Source organism: Synechococcus sp. MU1651, from assembly GCF_023630635.1.
In the GTDB taxonomy this organism is placed as follows: Bacteria; Cyanobacteriota; Cyanobacteriia; order PCC-6307; family Cyanobiaceae; genus Parasynechococcus.
Genome location: NZ_JAKUHJ010000023.1, coordinates 90,351 through 105,153, shown reverse-complemented (window position 1 = coordinate 105,153; position 14,803 = coordinate 90,351). Strand labels below are relative to the sequence as shown.

General features: G+C 62.4%; 24 protein-coding genes and 1 tRNA gene. 6 read left to right on the top strand and 19 right to left on the bottom strand.

The genetic code is table 11. The features are described from left to right. Nucleotides 1–36: 36 nt before the first annotated feature. The 18 genes from rplO to rplC are packed head-to-tail and all read right to left on the bottom strand — an operon-like array spanning nucleotide 37 to nucleotide 8,749. Nucleotides 37–492: a 50S ribosomal protein L15 gene (gene rplO, locus NCN05_RS12015; RefSeq protein ID WP_250398232.1), complete on the bottom strand. Its 456-nt coding sequence runs from the start codon at nucleotides 490–492 to the stop codon at nucleotides 37–39. A 6-nt stretch (nucleotides 493–498) separates the two neighbouring features. Next, a complete protein-coding gene (rpsE, locus tag NCN05_RS12010) occupies nucleotides 499–1,143 on the bottom strand; it encodes a 30S ribosomal protein S5 (RefSeq protein WP_011363379.1) in 645 nt (214 codons plus the stop codon). A gap of 14 nt (nucleotides 1,144–1,157) precedes the next feature. After that, on the bottom strand, nucleotides 1,158–1,526 hold the full coding sequence (rplR, locus tag NCN05_RS12005; protein ID WP_114987264.1) for a 50S ribosomal protein L18: 369 nt from the start codon (nucleotides 1,524–1,526) through the stop codon (nucleotides 1,158–1,160). Nucleotides 1,527–1,559: 33 nt separating this feature from the next. Then, a complete protein-coding gene (gene rplF, locus NCN05_RS12000) occupies nucleotides 1,560–2,099 on the bottom strand; it encodes a 50S ribosomal protein L6 (protein ID WP_114987267.1) in 540 nt (179 codons plus the stop codon). Nucleotides 2,100–2,113: 14 nt separating this feature from the next. After that, on the bottom strand, nucleotides 2,114–2,515 hold the full coding sequence (gene rpsH / locus NCN05_RS11995; RefSeq protein WP_006850769.1) for a 30S ribosomal protein S8: 402 nt from the start codon (nucleotides 2,513–2,515) through the stop codon (nucleotides 2,114–2,116). Between the two features lie 19 nt (nucleotides 2,516–2,534). After that, nucleotides 2,535–3,074 carry a 50S ribosomal protein L5 gene (gene rplE, locus NCN05_RS11990; protein WP_006851706.1) on the bottom strand — a complete coding sequence of 180 codons (540 nt, stop codon included), beginning with the start codon at nucleotides 3,072–3,074 and terminating at the stop codon, nucleotides 2,535–2,537. A gap of 40 nt (nucleotides 3,075–3,114) precedes the next feature. Then, on the bottom strand, nucleotides 3,115–3,471 hold the full coding sequence (gene rplX / locus NCN05_RS11985) for a 50S ribosomal protein L24 (protein WP_006852039.1): 357 nt from the start codon (nucleotides 3,469–3,471) through the stop codon (nucleotides 3,115–3,117). A gap of 2 nt (nucleotides 3,472–3,473) precedes the next feature. Beyond that, the gene (rplN, locus tag NCN05_RS11980) at nucleotides 3,474–3,839 is read right to left on the bottom strand and encodes a 50S ribosomal protein L14 (RefSeq protein WP_114987269.1); all 366 of its coding nucleotides are present in this window, start codon (nucleotides 3,837–3,839) and stop codon (nucleotides 3,474–3,476) included. Continuing rightward, on the bottom strand, nucleotides 3,836–4,132 hold the full coding sequence (rpsQ, locus tag NCN05_RS11975) for a 30S ribosomal protein S17 (protein ID WP_006850241.1): 297 nt from the start codon (nucleotides 4,130–4,132) through the stop codon (nucleotides 3,836–3,838). Before rpsQ ends, rplN begins: the two co-directional genes overlap by 4 nt. 17 nt (nucleotides 4,133–4,149) lie before the next feature. Beyond that, the gene (gene rpmC, locus NCN05_RS11970) at nucleotides 4,150–4,359 is read right to left on the bottom strand and encodes a 50S ribosomal protein L29 (RefSeq protein WP_115010469.1); all 210 of its coding nucleotides are present in this window, start codon (nucleotides 4,357–4,359) and stop codon (nucleotides 4,150–4,152) included. A 2-nt stretch (nucleotides 4,360–4,361) separates the two neighbouring features. Beyond that, nucleotides 4,362–4,838: a 50S ribosomal protein L16 gene (gene rplP / locus NCN05_RS11965; RefSeq protein ID WP_006851743.1), complete on the bottom strand. Its 477-nt coding sequence runs from the start codon at nucleotides 4,836–4,838 to the stop codon at nucleotides 4,362–4,364. 16 nt (nucleotides 4,839–4,854) lie between these two features. Beyond that, nucleotides 4,855–5,583: a 30S ribosomal protein S3 gene (gene rpsC / locus NCN05_RS11960; RefSeq protein WP_011363386.1), complete on the bottom strand. Its 729-nt coding sequence runs from the start codon at nucleotides 5,581–5,583 to the stop codon at nucleotides 4,855–4,857. 20 nt (nucleotides 5,584–5,603) lie between these two features. Beyond that, on the bottom strand, nucleotides 5,604–5,969 hold the full coding sequence (rplV, locus tag NCN05_RS11955) for a 50S ribosomal protein L22 (protein ID WP_114987273.1): 366 nt from the start codon (nucleotides 5,967–5,969) through the stop codon (nucleotides 5,604–5,606). A gap of 3 nt (nucleotides 5,970–5,972) precedes the next feature. Beyond that, nucleotides 5,973–6,248, bottom strand: coding sequence for a 30S ribosomal protein S19 (gene rpsS / locus NCN05_RS11950; RefSeq protein WP_006849645.1), 276 nt, complete (start codon nucleotides 6,246–6,248; stop codon nucleotides 5,973–5,975). Nucleotides 6,249–6,283: 35 nt separating this feature from the next. Then, nucleotides 6,284–7,147 carry a 50S ribosomal protein L2 gene (gene rplB, locus NCN05_RS11945; RefSeq protein WP_250398231.1) on the bottom strand — a complete coding sequence of 288 codons (864 nt, stop codon included), beginning with the start codon at nucleotides 7,145–7,147 and terminating at the stop codon, nucleotides 6,284–6,286. A 15-nt stretch (nucleotides 7,148–7,162) separates the two neighbouring features. Next, nucleotides 7,163–7,465 carry a 50S ribosomal protein L23 gene (locus tag NCN05_RS11940; protein WP_006850625.1) on the bottom strand — a complete coding sequence of 101 codons (303 nt, stop codon included), beginning with the start codon at nucleotides 7,463–7,465 and terminating at the stop codon, nucleotides 7,163–7,165. After that, the gene (gene rplD / locus NCN05_RS11935) at nucleotides 7,458–8,093 is read right to left on the bottom strand and encodes a 50S ribosomal protein L4 (protein WP_250398230.1); all 636 of its coding nucleotides are present in this window, start codon (nucleotides 8,091–8,093) and stop codon (nucleotides 7,458–7,460) included. Before rplD ends, NCN05_RS11940 begins: the two co-directional genes overlap by 8 nt. Beyond that, nucleotides 8,093–8,749 carry a 50S ribosomal protein L3 gene (rplC, locus tag NCN05_RS11930; protein WP_115010470.1) on the bottom strand — a complete coding sequence of 219 codons (657 nt, stop codon included), beginning with the start codon at nucleotides 8,747–8,749 and terminating at the stop codon, nucleotides 8,093–8,095. The genes rplD and rplC overlap by 1 nt, the downstream gene beginning before the upstream one ends. Before the next feature lie 381 nt (nucleotides 8,750–9,130). On the opposite strand from rplC, the gene NCN05_RS11925 reads away from it, so the two are divergent. The 6 genes from NCN05_RS11925 to recA all read left to right on the top strand — a co-directional run bounded on the left by NCN05_RS11925 (nucleotide 9,131) and on the right by recA (nucleotide 14,394). Beyond that, nucleotides 9,131–9,592 carry an NAD(P)H-quinone oxidoreductase subunit N gene (locus NCN05_RS11925; protein WP_250398229.1) on the top strand — a complete coding sequence of 154 codons (462 nt, stop codon included), beginning with the start codon at nucleotides 9,131–9,133 and terminating at the stop codon, nucleotides 9,590–9,592. After that, complete coding sequence (locus NCN05_RS11920) at nucleotides 9,559–10,590, top strand: Light dependent period protein LdpA domain-containing protein (RefSeq protein ID WP_250398228.1); 1,032 nt, start codon at nucleotides 9,559–9,561, stop codon at nucleotides 10,588–10,590. Before NCN05_RS11925 ends, NCN05_RS11920 begins: the two co-directional genes overlap by 34 nt. A gap of 22 nt (nucleotides 10,591–10,612) precedes the next feature. Then, nucleotides 10,613–12,253: an AAA ATPase domain-containing protein gene (locus tag NCN05_RS11915; protein ID WP_250398227.1), complete on the top strand. Its 1,641-nt coding sequence runs from the start codon at nucleotides 10,613–10,615 to the stop codon at nucleotides 12,251–12,253. Nucleotides 12,254–12,355: 102 nt separating this feature from the next. Next, a tRNA-Gln gene (locus tag NCN05_RS11910) sits at nucleotides 12,356–12,427 on the top strand. A 9-nt stretch (nucleotides 12,428–12,436) separates the two neighbouring features. Next, a complete protein-coding gene (locus NCN05_RS11905; protein WP_250398226.1) occupies nucleotides 12,437–13,186 on the top strand; it encodes an HAD family hydrolase in 750 nt (249 codons plus the stop codon). An 86-nt stretch (nucleotides 13,187–13,272) separates the two neighbouring features. Further along, nucleotides 13,273–14,394, top strand: a complete 1,122-nt coding sequence (gene recA, locus NCN05_RS11900) for a recombinase RecA (RefSeq protein ID WP_115132346.1) — start codon at nucleotides 13,273–13,275, stop codon at nucleotides 14,392–14,394. Nucleotides 14,395–14,396: 2 nt separating this feature from the next. Here the strand turns inward: recA and NCN05_RS11895 are convergent, their stop codons facing one another. Next, complete coding sequence (locus NCN05_RS11895; protein ID WP_114987287.1) at nucleotides 14,397–14,741, bottom strand: DUF1815 family protein; 345 nt, start codon at nucleotides 14,739–14,741, stop codon at nucleotides 14,397–14,399. Nucleotides 14,742–14,803: the final 62 nt, after the last annotated feature.

Sequence of the window (14,803 nt, the reverse complement as noted above, 5' to 3'; positions counted from 1 at the left end):
TCAGACCCTAGGGCTGACTTGGGGACGAGCCCTTGATTAGTCGAGGATTTCGCAGGTTCCGCCTGCGGCTTCGATCTTGGTGCGGGCCGAGGCGGTGAACGCCGCGGCTTGCACTGTCAGCTTTTTGGCTTTCAGTTCACCGTTGCCGAGCATCTTCAGAGGATGCTTGGGGCTGGTCAAGATGCCGTCCTTGACCAGGGAATCCAAGTTGACGGTGCTGCCGTCCTTCAGGTCGTTCAACGCAGAAACGTTGAGCACGGTGAAGAACTTGGGATTCACCAGGGGGAAGTGCTTCAGCTTCGGCACCCGGCGGTACAGAGGCATTTGGCCACCCTCGAAGCCGGGGCGCGTGGGGCGACCCGAACGGGATTTCTGGCCGCGCATACCGAAGCCGCAGCTGGCACCCTGACCGGCGGCGATGCCGCGGCCCTTGCGCAATTTGCGGCGACGAGCGCCCTTGTTGGATTTGAGGGAATCGAGTCGGAGAGTCATCGCGAATCAGGAATAGATCTGTTCGAGGGAGATTCCCCGTTCCTTCGCCGTCTCCTTGTGGGTGCGGAGAAGCGACAGGGCCACCATGGCAGCCCGTGCATTGTTCAGGGGGGTCTTGCTGCCCAGGCGCTTGGCCAGGACATTCTTGATGCCGGCGAGTTCGAGCACTGTGCGGATGGAACCGCCAGCGATCACACCGGTACCAGGGGCTGCAGGGCGGATGAGCACGCTGGCAGCACCATCACGACCATTGGAGAGGGTCGGGATGGAGTTGTGGCGGGTCAACGGCACTTTGACGAGGTGCTTCTTGCCATCGGCAACACCCTTGCGGACGGCACCGATCACATCACCGGCCTTGCCGACACCAACGCCGACCTGGCCTTTCTCGTTGCCGACAACCACGATGGCCCGGAAGCTCATCTTCTTACCGCCTTTCACGGTCTTGGAGACGCGGCGGATCTGAACCACGCGCTCTTGCCATTCGGAATCGCGTTCCTGGCCGCGACGGCCACCACGCCGGTCGCCACGACGACCATCACGGTCACCACGGCCGCGGCGCTGTTCCTGTTGCTGCTGCCCTTCGGCTGCCGCTGGAACGTCGGCCGCACCCGGCACGGCGTTGGGATTGGATTGGGGGGAGGAATCTGTCATGGGTTGAGCAGGAATCAGAACTGAAGGCCCGCTTCCCGGGCGGCATCGGCGAGGGCTTTAATCCGGCCGTGGTACAGATTTCCGCCGCGGTCGAACACCACCTGCTGGATGCCTTTGGCGATGGCGCGCTTGGCGACCAGTTCGCCGACGGCGACAGAGGCGTCGCAGCTGCCAGCCGGAGCCTTGAGGCCGGCGCGCAGCTCCTTGTCAACGGTGGAGGCGGAGCAGAGTGTGCTCTGGGCCGCGTCGTCGATGACCTGGGCGTAGATGTGGTTGTTGGAGCGGAACACGGCCAGACGCGGACGGTCTGAGGTTCCGGTGATGTGACGACGCAGACGCCGGTGGCGTTTTTGCGTCTGCTGTTTGCGGGACAGTTGGGACATGGTGGGTGAAGGGAAGGAACGTCAGGACAAGGCTTATTTCTTGCCGGACTTGCCTGCCTTGCGCAGGATGCGCTCGCCCTCGTACTTGATGCCTTTGCCCTTGTAGGGCTCGGGCGGACGGATGGCGCGGACCTTGGCGGCTTCGTTGCCCACCAGCTCCTTGTCGATGCCGGAGACGATCACCTTGGTGTTGTTCTCCACCTTGAAGGTGATGCCTTCAGGGGCTTCCATCTCGACGGGGTGGCTGTAGCCAGCACTCACCACGAGAGTTTTGCCTTTGACCTGGGCACGGGAGCCCACACCAACGATCTCCAAGGCTTTGCTGTAGCCGTTGCTGACACCCTCGATCATGTTGGCGACGAGGGTGCGGCTCAGGCCGTGGCGCTCGCGGGAGATGCGCTTGGTGCTCGTGGGGGAGACCACGATGGTGTTGTTGTCCTGGCTGACGCTGACGCCTTCAGGAAGGGTGCGCTCCAGTTCGCCTTTGGGTCCTTTCACCTTGACAGTGAGACCGTCGAGGGAAACCGTGACCTTTTCAGGGACGGGAACAGGGTTTTTGCCGATTCGTGACATGGTTCAGCTCCGGATCAGTAGACGTAACAGAGCACTTCGCCACCGACGCCCTCACGACGGGCGTCGCGGTCGCTCATCACACCTTTGGAGGTGGAGATGATCGCCACGCCCAGTCCTCCGAGGACTTTGGGCAGGCCGCGAGTGTTCTTGTAGATGCGGAGACCGGGCTTGCTGACCCGCTGCATGGAGCGGATGGTGGGCAGCCTGTGCTTGCCGCTGTACTTGAGGGCGAGCACCAGTTCGGTGCGAACGCCTTCACCCTGCTCGCTGATCTCGGAGATGAAGCCCTCCTGCTGCAGCACCTTGGCGATGCTGCGGGTCATCCGCGAAGCGGGGATCTTGGTGGTTTCGTGACGTTTCTCACTCGCATTGCGAATGCGGGTGAGCATGTCGGAAATGGGGTCGTGGTTGGCCATAGGTGTCGACGGGGAGGGCTCAGTTGCTCTGGAACGGCATTCCCATCTCGCGGAGGAGGGCCCGGCCCTCTTCGTCCGAACGGGCAGTGGTCACGATGGTGATGTCCATGCCCCGGATCGCATCGATCTTGTCGAAGGAGATCTCAGGGAAAATGATCTGTTCGCGCACCCCAAGGGTGTAGTTGCCGCGGCCATCGAAACTCTTTGGGCTGACCCCGCGGAAGTCGCGGATGCGGGGCAGCGCCAGGTTGATCAGGCGCTCGAGGAAGGCATACATCCGATCACCACGGAGGGTGACGGCACAGCCGATCGGCATGCCCTGCCGAATCTTGAAGCCGGCGATGGCTTTTTTGGCACGGGTCACAACGACCTTCTGGCCGGTGATCTGCGCCAGCTCATTCACCGAAGCCTCGAGGGACTTGGCATTGGCGGCGGCTTCGCCGAGACCCCGGTTGACGGTGACTTTCACCACCTTGGGGACTTCATGGATGTTGGTGAGGGAGAGATCCTTCTGCAGCTTGGGCTGGATGGTCTCCCGGTAGCGCTTCTTGAGTGACATAACGGGTTGGGGTGCTTCTGGGCGTGGTCAGAAGTCGGGATCAGTCGAGGACTTCACCGGTTTTCTTCAGCCGGCGCTTCTTGGTGCCGTCCTTCTCGACGACGATTTCAACGCGGCTGGCCACCTTTTTGTCGGTGGAATACAGCATCACGTTGGAGGCATGCAGGGAAGCTTCCTCCGTCACGATGCGGCCGGTCTCGCCCTCCTGGGTGGGCTTTTCGTGGCGGGTGCGCATGTTCACGCCCTCCACGACGACACGGTTTTCGTTGGGCAGGGTGCGCAGAACGGCACCGGTTTTGCCCTTGTCCTTGCCGGCGATCACCTGAACGGTGTCGCCCTTGCGGATGCGCATCTTGATGCGCTCGGTGGCCTTGGCCTTGGTGGTTGCAGTCGCCATGGTCAGATCACCTCCGGAGCGAGGGACACGATTTTGGTGAAGCTGCGGTCACGCAGCTCACGGGCCACCGGTCCGAAGACGCGGGTGCCTTTCGGGTTTTTGTCGTCGTTGATGATGACGGCGGCGTTGTCGTCGAAACGGATCGAGTTTCCGGTTTCACGACGCATGGTGGCTTTGGTGCGCACCACAACGGCCTTCACCACGTCGGACTTTTTGACGCCCATGTTGGGGGCGGCATCCTTCACGGCGGCAACGATCACGTCGCCCACGTGGGCATAGCGACGGTTGGTGCCGAGGACGCGAATGCACTGAATGCGCTTGGCGCCGCTGTTGTCGGCAACGGTGAGATAGGACTCCTGCTGGATCACTGCTTCACCTCCTGAGCTTCAGCCTTGTTGGCTTCCTCAGCTGCAGCTTTCGGGCTGTGGCTGAGAACCTCGGCGATGGCCCACCGCTTTTGGCGGCTCATCGGACGGGTTTCAGTGATGCGAACGCGGTCACCGACGCGACAGGTGTTGTCTTCGTCGTGAGCCTTGTAACGGGTGGTACGGCTGACCGTCTTTTGATAGATGGGGTGTGGGAAGCGGCTTTCCACCGCGACCACCACCGTTTTTTCCATCTTGTCGCTGACGACGGTGCCGATCCTTTCCTTGACTGCCATGGTTACGGAGTGGGGGATCAGGAGGCGGTGGAGCGCTGGCGCTCCGACTGCACCGTCAGCAGCTGGGCCAGCTTGATGCGGACCTCTTTGAAACGGTGCGTGTTAGCGAGCTGGCGCGTGGCCTGCTGGAAACGGAGTTGGAACAGCTCGCGGCGCAGGCCGTCGATCTGTTCGTTGATGTCCGAATCGGACAGGCTGCGCACATCGGCGGCGTTGGGACGGGCCATGGTCAGGACTCCACGGTGACGGCTTCAGAAGCTGCCGGAGCCTTGGCACCAGCTGACTTCTCCTGCTCATCCAGTTGGATGAACTTGGTCTTCACGGGAAGCTTGTACTGCGCGAGGCGCATGGCTTCCTTGGCGATTTCGGGGGTGATTTCATCACCACCCATCTCGAACAGGATCCGACCGGGCTTGATCACCGCCACCCAGAATTCTGGGTTGCCCTTACCGGAACCCATCCGGGTTTCGGCAGCGCGCATGGTGACCGGCTTGTCGGGGAAGATCCGGATCCAGATTTTTCCGCCACGCTTGACGTAGCGGGTCATGGCACGACGGCTGGCCTCGATCTGGCGCGAGGTAATCCAGCCACATTCCTGTGCCTGCAGCGCGAATTGTCCGAAGGCAATGGTGTTGCCCCGGGTGGCGACGCCGCGCATGCGGCCTCGCTGCTGCTTACGGAATTTGACGCGTTTTGGACTCAGCATGGTTCAGGCCTCCTGTTCAACCCTCGTTTGAGCGGTCTTCGAACTGTTGGGGCCGACGGCTGGCCCGGCGCCGGGGGGCAGCACCCACCGGCATGGGCTGAGCCTGTTCGCTCAGCACTTCGCCCTTGAACACCCAAACCTTGATGCCGAGCACGCCGTAGGTCGTGCTGGCCACCTTGGTGGCGTAGTCGATGTCGGCACGCAGGGTGTGCAGGGGCACCCGACCCTCGCGGGTCCATTCCGTCCGGGCGATCTCAGCACCGTTCAGGCGACCGGACACCTGGATCTTCAGACCCAGAACCCCGGCACGCTGAGCGCGCTGCACAGCCATGCGAATGGTGCGGCGGAAGGCCACACGCTTCTCCAGCTGCTGGGCGATGTACTCGGCAAGGAGGAAGGCATCACCGTCGACGCGTTCGACCTCGACAACATTGATCCGCACCTGACGACTGGAGTCGCCGATGGTCTTCTGAATGCCGGAGCGAAGCTCTTCGATGCCGCTGCCTTGACGGCCGACCAGCACGCCGGGGCGTGCGGTCTTGAGTTCAACTTCCAGTTGATCGGCCTTACGGGCGATCAGCACATCGCTGATGCCGGCGGAGCCGTACTTCTTGTGGATGAACTTGCGAATCCGGTCGTCCTCCTGGAGGAGGGCCGGATAGTTCTTGCTGGAGGCGTACCAGCGTGACCGGTGTTCCTGGGTGATCCCCAGGCGCAGACCGGTTGGGTTGATTTTGTGTCCCATTGGGTCAGAGTCCTCGGGGGTCAGGAATCGGTCTGAGCCGCCACAGCAATGCTGATGTGGCAGGTCTGTTTCTTGATCTGGTAAGCCCGGCCCTGGGCGCGGGGGCGATAGCGCTTCATGGAGGGGCCCATGTCAGCGGTCGCGCTCGAGATCACCAGAGATGAGGGGTCGAGACCGAGGTTGTGCTCAGCGTTGGCCACCGCAGACCGGAGCACCTTGGTGATCGGGCCGGTGGAGCGGTAGGGCATGAACTCGAGCATGATCAGCGCGTCGCGATAGGTGCGGCCACGGATTTGGTCGAGCACACGGCGCACCTTCGACACGGAGCCTCGGATGAAGCGACCGTGAGCCTGGGCGGTGGGTGCCGTTTGGGTTGACGATGTCATGGTTTAGCGGCCTCCTTTCTTGTCTCTGATGTGGCCCTTGAAGGTGCGGGTGGGAGCGAACTCTCCCAGCTTGTGGCCCACCATCTGCTCGGTGATGAACACCGGCACATGGGTGCGGCCGTTGTGAACCGCGATCGTGTGGCCGATCATCATCGGCAGGATCGTGGAGGCCCGTGACCAGGTCTTGATCACAGACTTGTCGTCGTTGTCGTTCTGCTTTTCAACCTTGCGAAGCAGGCTGTCGGCAATAAACGGACCTTTTTTGAGTGAACGTCCCATAACGGTTTAAGCAAGCGGATAAGTGATGGTTTGCATCAGGAATCGCGTCCGCCACGGCTCCGCTTGGAGGTCTTGCGACGCTTCCGGAGCACGTATTGGTTGCTGGGTTTGTTCCGCTTGCGGGTCTTGAGACCGAGGGCGGGTTTGCCCCAGGGGGTCACCGGGCCGGAACGGCCGATCGGTGCACGACCCTCACCACCACCGTGGGGGTGATCGCAGGGGTTCATCACACTGCCTCGAACCTGAGGACGGCGACCGAGCCAGCGGCGACGACCGGCCTTACCCAGGCTGGTGTTGCGCATCTCGGAGTTACCGACCTCGCCGAGGGTGGCGTAGCACTCGCGGCGAACCAAGCGAACCTCGGTGGAGGGCAGCTTCAGAGCGACGTAGTCGCCTTCTTTCGCCATCACCTGGGCACTGGCACCGGCGGTACGGACCATTTGGCCACCACGACCGGCGTAGAGCTCAACGCAGTGAACCGCCGAACCGAGGGGCACCGAGGACAACGGCATGGCATTGCCGTTTTCGATCGGGGCATCAGGGCCGGAGACCACGGTCTGGCCCACCTGAATTCCTGCAGGAGCAAGGATGTAGCGCTTCTCGCCATCGGCGTAGAAGAGCAGTGCCAGACGCGCGTTGCGGTGCGGGTCGTAGTGAATCGCGGCCACCTTGGCGGGGACACCGTGCTTGTTGCGACGGAAATCCACCACGCGATAGAGGCGCTTGTGGCCACCACCGCGGTGGCGGCAGGTGATCACACCGCGGTTGTTGCGGCCCTTGCGGCGGTGTTTGGCCACCACCAGGGTCCGCTCCGGCTTGCGGCTGGTGATCTCACTGAAATCAGTGACCACCCGGGTGCGGGTACCGGGGGTGTAGGGGCGGAAATTACGGATTGCCATGACGATTCAGACCCCTCAGGACTCAGGGAAGAGTTGGATCGAGTTGCCCTCCGCCAGGCGCACCACGGCTTTCTTCACCTGGGCACGTTTGCCGGCGAAGCGACCCATGCGACGGGAGCGTCGCGGGGGATTCATGGTGCTGATGCCGGTGACCTTCACATCGAAGAGCTGCTCAATGGCGGCCTTGATGTCGGGCTTTGCGGCGCGGTGGTCCACCTCGAAGGTGTACTGGTTGATTTCGAGGGCGCGGGTGGCCTTCTCGGTGATCAGGGGACGGCGGATCACATCCGCCAGGCGTCCTTGGAAACGTTCAGTCATCGCCGTAGACCTCCTGGATGGTTGCGAGAGCTTCCTCGCCCAGCACCAGAGCATTGGCGTGGAGCAGGTCGAAGACGTTCAGCTGATCTGCGGAGATCAACTTGACTTTCTCCAGGTTGCGCACGGAACGGCGCACAACATCGGAGGGGTTCGTCAGAACGATGAGCACCTTGGAGCCGGCAGCAACACCGAGGCGACCCAGAGCATCTGTGATCTCACGGGTCTTGGGGGCCTCCAGCGAAGCACCGAAGTCCTTCACGACGGTCACATCGTCAATGCGGGCCATCAGCGCGGTGCGCAGGGCCAGACGACGCTCCTTGCGGTTCATCGCAAGGTTGTACGTGCGGGGCTTGGGTCCAAAGATGATGCCGCCGCCGGGTTTCAGAGGAGTGCGGATCGATCCCTGACGGGCCCGACCAGTTCCTTTCTGCTTGTAGGGCTTGCGACCACCACCGCGCACTTCTGAGCGGGTGAGGGTGCTGGCGGTTCCTTGGCGTGCATGGGCCTGCTGACGCAGAACGGCCCGATGCATCAGGTCAACGGCGGTGGTCTCTTTGGCCACCTTCAGGTCCAGGGTTGCCTTGCCGGCTTCCTTGCCCTGCCAATCACGAACGACACAATTGGCCATCACTTACCTCCTTTGGCGGGCTTGGCGCCCACGCGCAAGGCCGGGCGGATGTTGAGCAGCGCACCAGGCTTGCCGGGCACGGATCCCTTCACCACCAGCAGGTTGTGCTCGCTGTCCACCTTGAGGATGGTCAGGCCGCGGGTGGTGATTTTCTTGCCGCCGTAGCGACCGGCCATCCGCTTTCCGGGATAGATGCGGCCCGGGGTCGTACCGGCACCGGTCGAACCGGGCTCGCGGTGGTTCTTCGAACCGTGGGTCATCGGACCCCGGCTGAAGCCGTGGCGCTTCTGGTAGCCAGCGAAGCCGCGGCCGACGGTGTCACCGCTGACGTCCACCTTCTGGCCGGCTTCGAAATCGCCGACGGTGATGGCGCCACCGAGTTCGAGACCTTCAACGCTGTCGACGCGGTATTCGCGCAGATGACGCAGAAGGCCCTCACCGGATTTGTTGAGGTGACCCTGGGCGGGCTTGTTGATCAGCTTCTCGCGGGTTTCGCCAAAGCCGATCTGCACTGCGGAATAACCGTCAGTGTCGTCGTTTTTGAGTTGGGTGATGCGGCAGGGGCCGGCTTCGATCAAGGTGACCGGAACAGCTCTGCCCTGCTCGTCGAAGAACTGGGACATACCCAGCTTCTTCCCGAGGATGCCGATGGACATGGATGGGGAGGAAGCGCCAGCGTGGACAACCACCAGGCGGAGAACCGCATGGGGTCAGGTGCTGATCGATTGGACGCAGACGTGGTTCGAAGCGGAACTCCCGAAGGAGTGGATTCGAATGGGCTAGCGAACGATTCAGCGAGGCTGGGACTTGCATCTGCACGATGTGCTGTTGCAGTTTCCCGACGGAGATCTCCGAAGAAAGCTTCCGTACTGGCCTGGGGATTCGACGCAATCGTCGAATCTGTTCTGCCGACTGGAGGCCCGGCTAGCGGACGGGCACAGAAACACAGAACAAACAACGAAACTACAACACCGACCTTCCCTCTCCCCTGATCCCTCTGCCTGCTGCCAGAATCTCCTCCAATCCCTGTAGCTGCCATGCCTCTGCTTCTCACCGGTCAGGCATTTCGCCGTGATCTCGAAGCCAATGGCTGCCTGGCGGTGCAGGCTCCGCTTGAAGGCGGTGCAGAAACCCGTCTATTAAGACGTCTGCGCGGCGCTGGTTACAGCACTCGCATGACATCGGCCCGTGGTCTTGGTGATCCGGAGGTGTTTCTCACCCAGAAGCACGGCATCCGTCCGCCCCATCTCGGCCATCAAAGTGTTGGTCGTGGAGCTGCTTTGGGAGAAGTGCAGGAGGTGGCTCCCCAGCTCGGCGACCTGTTTGAAGGTGATGCTCCCGTGGCTCTCTGGCTGCTGGAAGGCCAGGTGCTCTCGCGCTCTGAACTTCTTTCTCTCTGCGATCTGTGCAAGCGCGAACCGCGTTTACGCATCATCGTGGAGATGGGTGGTGCTCGCAGCCTGAAGTGGGAACCGATGACCACATATCTGAAGGCCTGACGCCTGACGATGCCCTCTTACAGGGCCGCTGGGTCAAGCTGATCTGTGGAGCAAGCAACCAGGATCTGCCGGCCATTGCCGACCTGACCGCAGTCTTTGCGGCTGTTGGTGTTCATTGCGTTGATGTGGCTGCCGATCCAGCAGTTGCCCTGGCAGCGCGTCGCGGCCTGGACTGGGTTGAGGCGCAAACAGGGCGTCGCCCCTGGCTGATGGTGAGCCTCAGCGATGGCACCGATGCTCACTTCCGCAAGGCCTGGTTCGATCCTGGCCGCTGCCCTGTGGACTGTCCGCGGCCCTGCGAAAGGATTTGTCCGGCGTCAGCGATTCCGCCCGCTGCTGGCATCGACCAGCAGCGTTGCTATGGCTGCGGCCGCTGCCTGCCGGCTTGCCCCCATGGGCTGATTGAGGAGCGCGACCACCGCTTGGCGCCCGAACAGGTGATCTCCCTGCTCCAATCGATTCAGCCCGATGCTGTGGAGATTCACACCGCATCTGGGCATGACGAGGGCTTCGCAACGCTGATCCAAAGCCTTCAGCAGCACAAGGTTTCCTTGCGGCGCTTGGCTGTGAGCTCCGGCTTGGAGGGCCACGGCGTGAAGGCTGATCAGTTGGCTGATTTGCTTTGGCGTCGCTACTCCCGCCTGCGGCAAGGCGGTTACAGACCCCTCTGGCAGCTGGATGGGCGTCCGATGAGCGGCGATGTGGGGGCTGGCACCGCGCGGGCTGCAGTTCAGCTCTGGCGTGCCATGCGAAGTCTGGCCCCGCCGGGCCCGCTGCAGCTGGCCGGTGGTACCAACGCCGCAACGCTGGAGTTCTTGCGTCCGACGGAGCGGCCGGCTGGCATCGCCTTTGGCGGTGTGGCCCGTCGCTTGCTGATGCCTGTGCTGGATGAGGCGCAAACCCGTGGCCTTGCCCTGTGGCAATGGCCCGAGGGTTGGAAGCGTGCCCTCTCCCTCGCGCGTCCATTGGTTGCGCCATGGCTGCAGCGCTCTTGCTAGAAGGCTGAAACGCGCAGATCCCATGGGCACGCAACGGGTCACCGACGATCTGGATCGCCTTCTCGAGCTCCTGCCGGATGCCGTGCAGGAGCAGTTGCGGCCGGAAGAAGCGCGAGAGCAGTTGCTTGAGGTGGTGCTCGATCTGGGTCGGGTTCCAGAAGCCCGTTATCCGGGCCGTGCCCTGGCGTTGGGTTCCACGCCTTTGTCCCGCGAGGATCTAACGGCTGTGGTGGCCAGGCTCGGTCAGTTCGGTGGCGACAACCGGGCGGGAATCGAACGAACGCTTCACCGGATCAGCGCGATCCGCAACCGTCAGGGTGAGGTGGTCGGTTTGACCTGTCGTGTGGGCCGAGCCGTGTTCGGCACCGTTGCCATGGTGCGGGACCTCCTGGATGGAGGGCAGTCCCTGTTGTTGTTGGGGCGCCCGGGTGTGGGCAAGACAACGGCGTTGCGCGAGATCGCCCGGGTGCTTGCCGATGAGCTGGAGCGGCGCGTTGTTGTGATCGACACGAGCAATGAGATCGCCGGTGATGGCGACATCCCGCACCCCGCGATCGGTCGGGCCCGCCGCATGCAGGTGGCCAGGCCTGAGCTGCAGCACCAAACCATGATCGAGGCGGTGGAAAACCACATGCCCGAAGTCATCGTGATCGATGAGATCGGCACGGAGCTGGAGGCGCAGGCCGCGCGCACCATCGCTGAACGTGGTGTGGTTCTCGTCGCCACAGCCCACGGCAATGCTTTGGCCAACCTGATCAAGAACCCCACCCTCAGCGATCTGGTGGGGGGGATTCAGGCGGTCACCCTCGGGGATGAGGAGGCCCGGCGGCGGCGCAGTCAGAAAACGGTGTTGGAGCGCGCCGCCGAACCAACGTTTCCGGTGGCGGTTGAAATGCACAGCCGGCAGCGCTGGGCCGTTCACACCGACGTTGCCGCCACCGTGGATCAACTGCTCCGGGGCCTGAAGCCAAGGGTTCAGGAGCGCGAGCTGACGCCTGAGGGGGGCGTTCAGTTGGTGGACCCGCCTCAGGCTTCCGGTTTGCTGCGGCCTCCGTCTCAACGGTCGTTTGCGGATCAGCCGGTCTCCGCTCCCGTGCCCATGCCTGCAGCCAGTGCCCAAGGGGCCAGTGCGGCAGAGGAACCACCTCCGCAGGAGACCAGCTCCGAGCATCTGCAGGTTCTCTGTTGCGGGGTTCCACCTCGTGTTGTGGAAGAGGCCATCCGTTCCCACGGTTGGAAGGCGCGGGTGGTGGAGGACTTGAGTGAGGCTGATGTGGTGTTGAGCGTTCGGCTGGGCCTTAGTCGTCAACCATCACTGCGCCGTCAGGTCAGGGATCTGGGGATCCCGATCCTGGTGATCAAGTCCGACACCCTGCCCCAGGTGACCCGTGCCATGGCACGTCTTCTGCGCCGTCAGGCCACCGAAACAGCCGCAGAGGTCACTCCGCCGGATCGGGCGTCTCAGGATGATGAATTGGCTGCTCTCGAGGAATGCCGGCTTGCGGTGGAACAGGTGGTGATGCCGCAAGGCAGGCCGGTGGAGTTGCTGCCTCGCAGTGAGCGTGTTCTCCGGATGCAGGCCGACCTTGTGCGCCGTTACCGATTGCGCAGTGATGTCTTCGGTGAGGCTGAAATGTCACGCCTGAGGGTTTTCCCCCGCTGATCGGCCGTCGGTTGGTTCGCCCGGTGGATTGACGAAGGGTTGGCTGCTGTGGGTAACTATGTGTACTCCGGTGATCCGCAGGTCGCGGTTCAAACGGATCAATGGGCCGTCGCCAAGTGGTAAGGCAGCGGGTTTTGGTCCCGCCATTCCTAGGTTCGAATCCTAGCGGCCCAGTTTTCGTCCATGAATGATCGCCCCCTCCTGGTCTTCGACTTCGACGGGGTCATCGTTGATGGCATGGCGGAGTACTGGTGGAGTGCCTGGCATGCCTGTCGTCGTCTTGAGGCTGCTCCAGAGGGCTTGACGCCTGATCAGGTCCCTGACGCCTTCCGACAGCTGCGGCCGTGGGTGCATCACGGTTGGGAGATGGTTCTGCTGGCCGCAGAGCTGCCGGTGCTGAACCTTCAGGTTTGGCTGGAGTCCTATGGGGACGCGCAGGCCTCGGCACTGCAACGGCGTGGATGGCGGCCGGAGCAGCTGCAGGCGGCCCTCGATGACGCCAGGGATCAAGCCGTTCGGCAGAGCCGTTCGGCTTGGTTGGCGCTGCATCGACCTTTCCCCGGTCTGGTGGAGCGGCTGCAGCAGTTGGAGGCTGAGGGGGTGGACTGGTCTGTTCTGACCACCAAAACCCAGACCTTCACAGCTGAACTGCTGAACAGCCTTGGCCTGCACCCTTGGCGCCTGGATGGCCGTGAGGCTGGCGCCAAGCCTCAGGTGCTGCTTCAGCTTCAGCAGCAGCGAAGGCTGTGTGGCTTCGTGGAAGACCGCCGGGCGACGCTGGAGGCGGTGCGCTCAACCCCAGGGTTAGAAAAGTTGCCCTGTTTTCTGGTGAGTTGGGGCTATCTTCGCCCGCAGGATCAGAGCGGTCTTCCGCCTGGGATTGCGTTGCTCCATCCGGATCGCTTTCGGGCCCCCCTGGCGCAATGGCCCTGATTCGTTACGGTACGCTTGTACTACCTGAGACGATTCGGCGCTTCTGTGGCATTGGATCTCTCGTTCCTTAGTTTCAGGTCCTTTTCATGCCTGCAGATATGAAATCCGGCGCTTCCGATCCCCGTTCCTCCGGCGAGAGGGACAAGGCGCTGAATCTGGTGCTGGGTCAGATCGAGCGCAACTTCGGCAAGGGATCGATCATGCGGCTGGGCGATGCCTCCCGCATGCGGGTGGAGACGATTTCCACCGGTGCGCTGACCCTTGATCTCGCTTTGGGTGGTGGATACCCGAAGGGCCGCGTGGTGGAGATCTACGGCCCGGAAAGTTCCGGTAAAACCACGCTCACGCTGCACGCGATCGCTGAAGTGCAGAAGCGTGGTGGTGTGGCGGCCTTCGTGGATGCGGAGCATGCTCTGGATCCCGTTTATGCCGCTTCGCTGGGCGTTGATGTGGAGAACCTGCTGGTCTCTCAGCCCGACACCGGCGAGATGGCGCTGGAGATCGTTGATCAACTGGTGCGATCGGCGGCGGTGGATCTGGTCGTTGTCGACTCGGTGGCTGCCCTCACCCCCCGCGCTGAGATCGAAGGTGAGATGGGAGATCTGGCGGTTGGCGCCCAGGCGCGTCTGATGAGTCAGGCGATGCGGAAGATCACCGGCAACATCGGCAAGTCGGGTTGCACCGTCATCTTCCTCAACCAGCTGCGTCTCAAGATTGGTGTGACCTACGGCAATCCAGAGACCACCACTGGAGGCAACGCGCTCAAGTTCTATGCCTCGGTTCGCCTCGACATCCGTCGGATTCAGACCCTCAAGAAGGGAACAGAGGAATTCGGCATCAGGGCCAAGGTGAAAGTGGCGAAAAACAAGGTGGCGCCACCCTTCCGCATTGCCGAATTCGACATTCTCTTTGGCCGCGGCATCAGCACCTTGGGTTGTCTGCTGGATCTCGCCGAAGAGACAGGCGTTGTTGTCCGTAAGGGCGCCTGGTACAGCTACGAGGGAGACAACATCGGTCAGGGTCGCGACAACACCATCACCTGGATGGAGGAGAACCCGGATGCAACAGCCACCATCGAAACGCTGGTGCGTCAAAAGCTGACGGAGGGCTCTGAGGTGAAGTCGAATTCGATGCGGCCTTTGGCCGCCGCTGCGAAGGCGGCTGCTGACAAGCCCGTTGTGGCAAAGGCTCCGGAAGCCGCCGCCTGATCTCAGGCGGCCTGGGCCAGGGACTGCATGGCGCGGACCTGGCCTTCCTGGGCCAAGTCAGCCATCCGCTGCAATTCCTGGATGGCTTCTGCTCCCTCCAGCTTCACCAGTTCTCGGCCGTTGCGGGATTCCACCCAGCTGATGCCGAAGTCGGAGACAAGAAAGCGCACCATGTGGCCATCGCCGATGTCAGCCACAAACGAAGCTCCATGGCCATCGCGGCCGTCGCCACAGGAATAGCAAGTGGCTGTGAAGCCCGCGCTTTGAAGGCTGCTGGCGAGGGCCTGCAGGCTCATCACCAGGTCTTCAACAACGGATCGATAGTGCTCTGCGAGGCGCGGAAACATAATTGAGTCTCCAATGAGACCCAGTCTAAAGGTTTTCTTTTGTTTTCGTTTGTTGGTTGAGC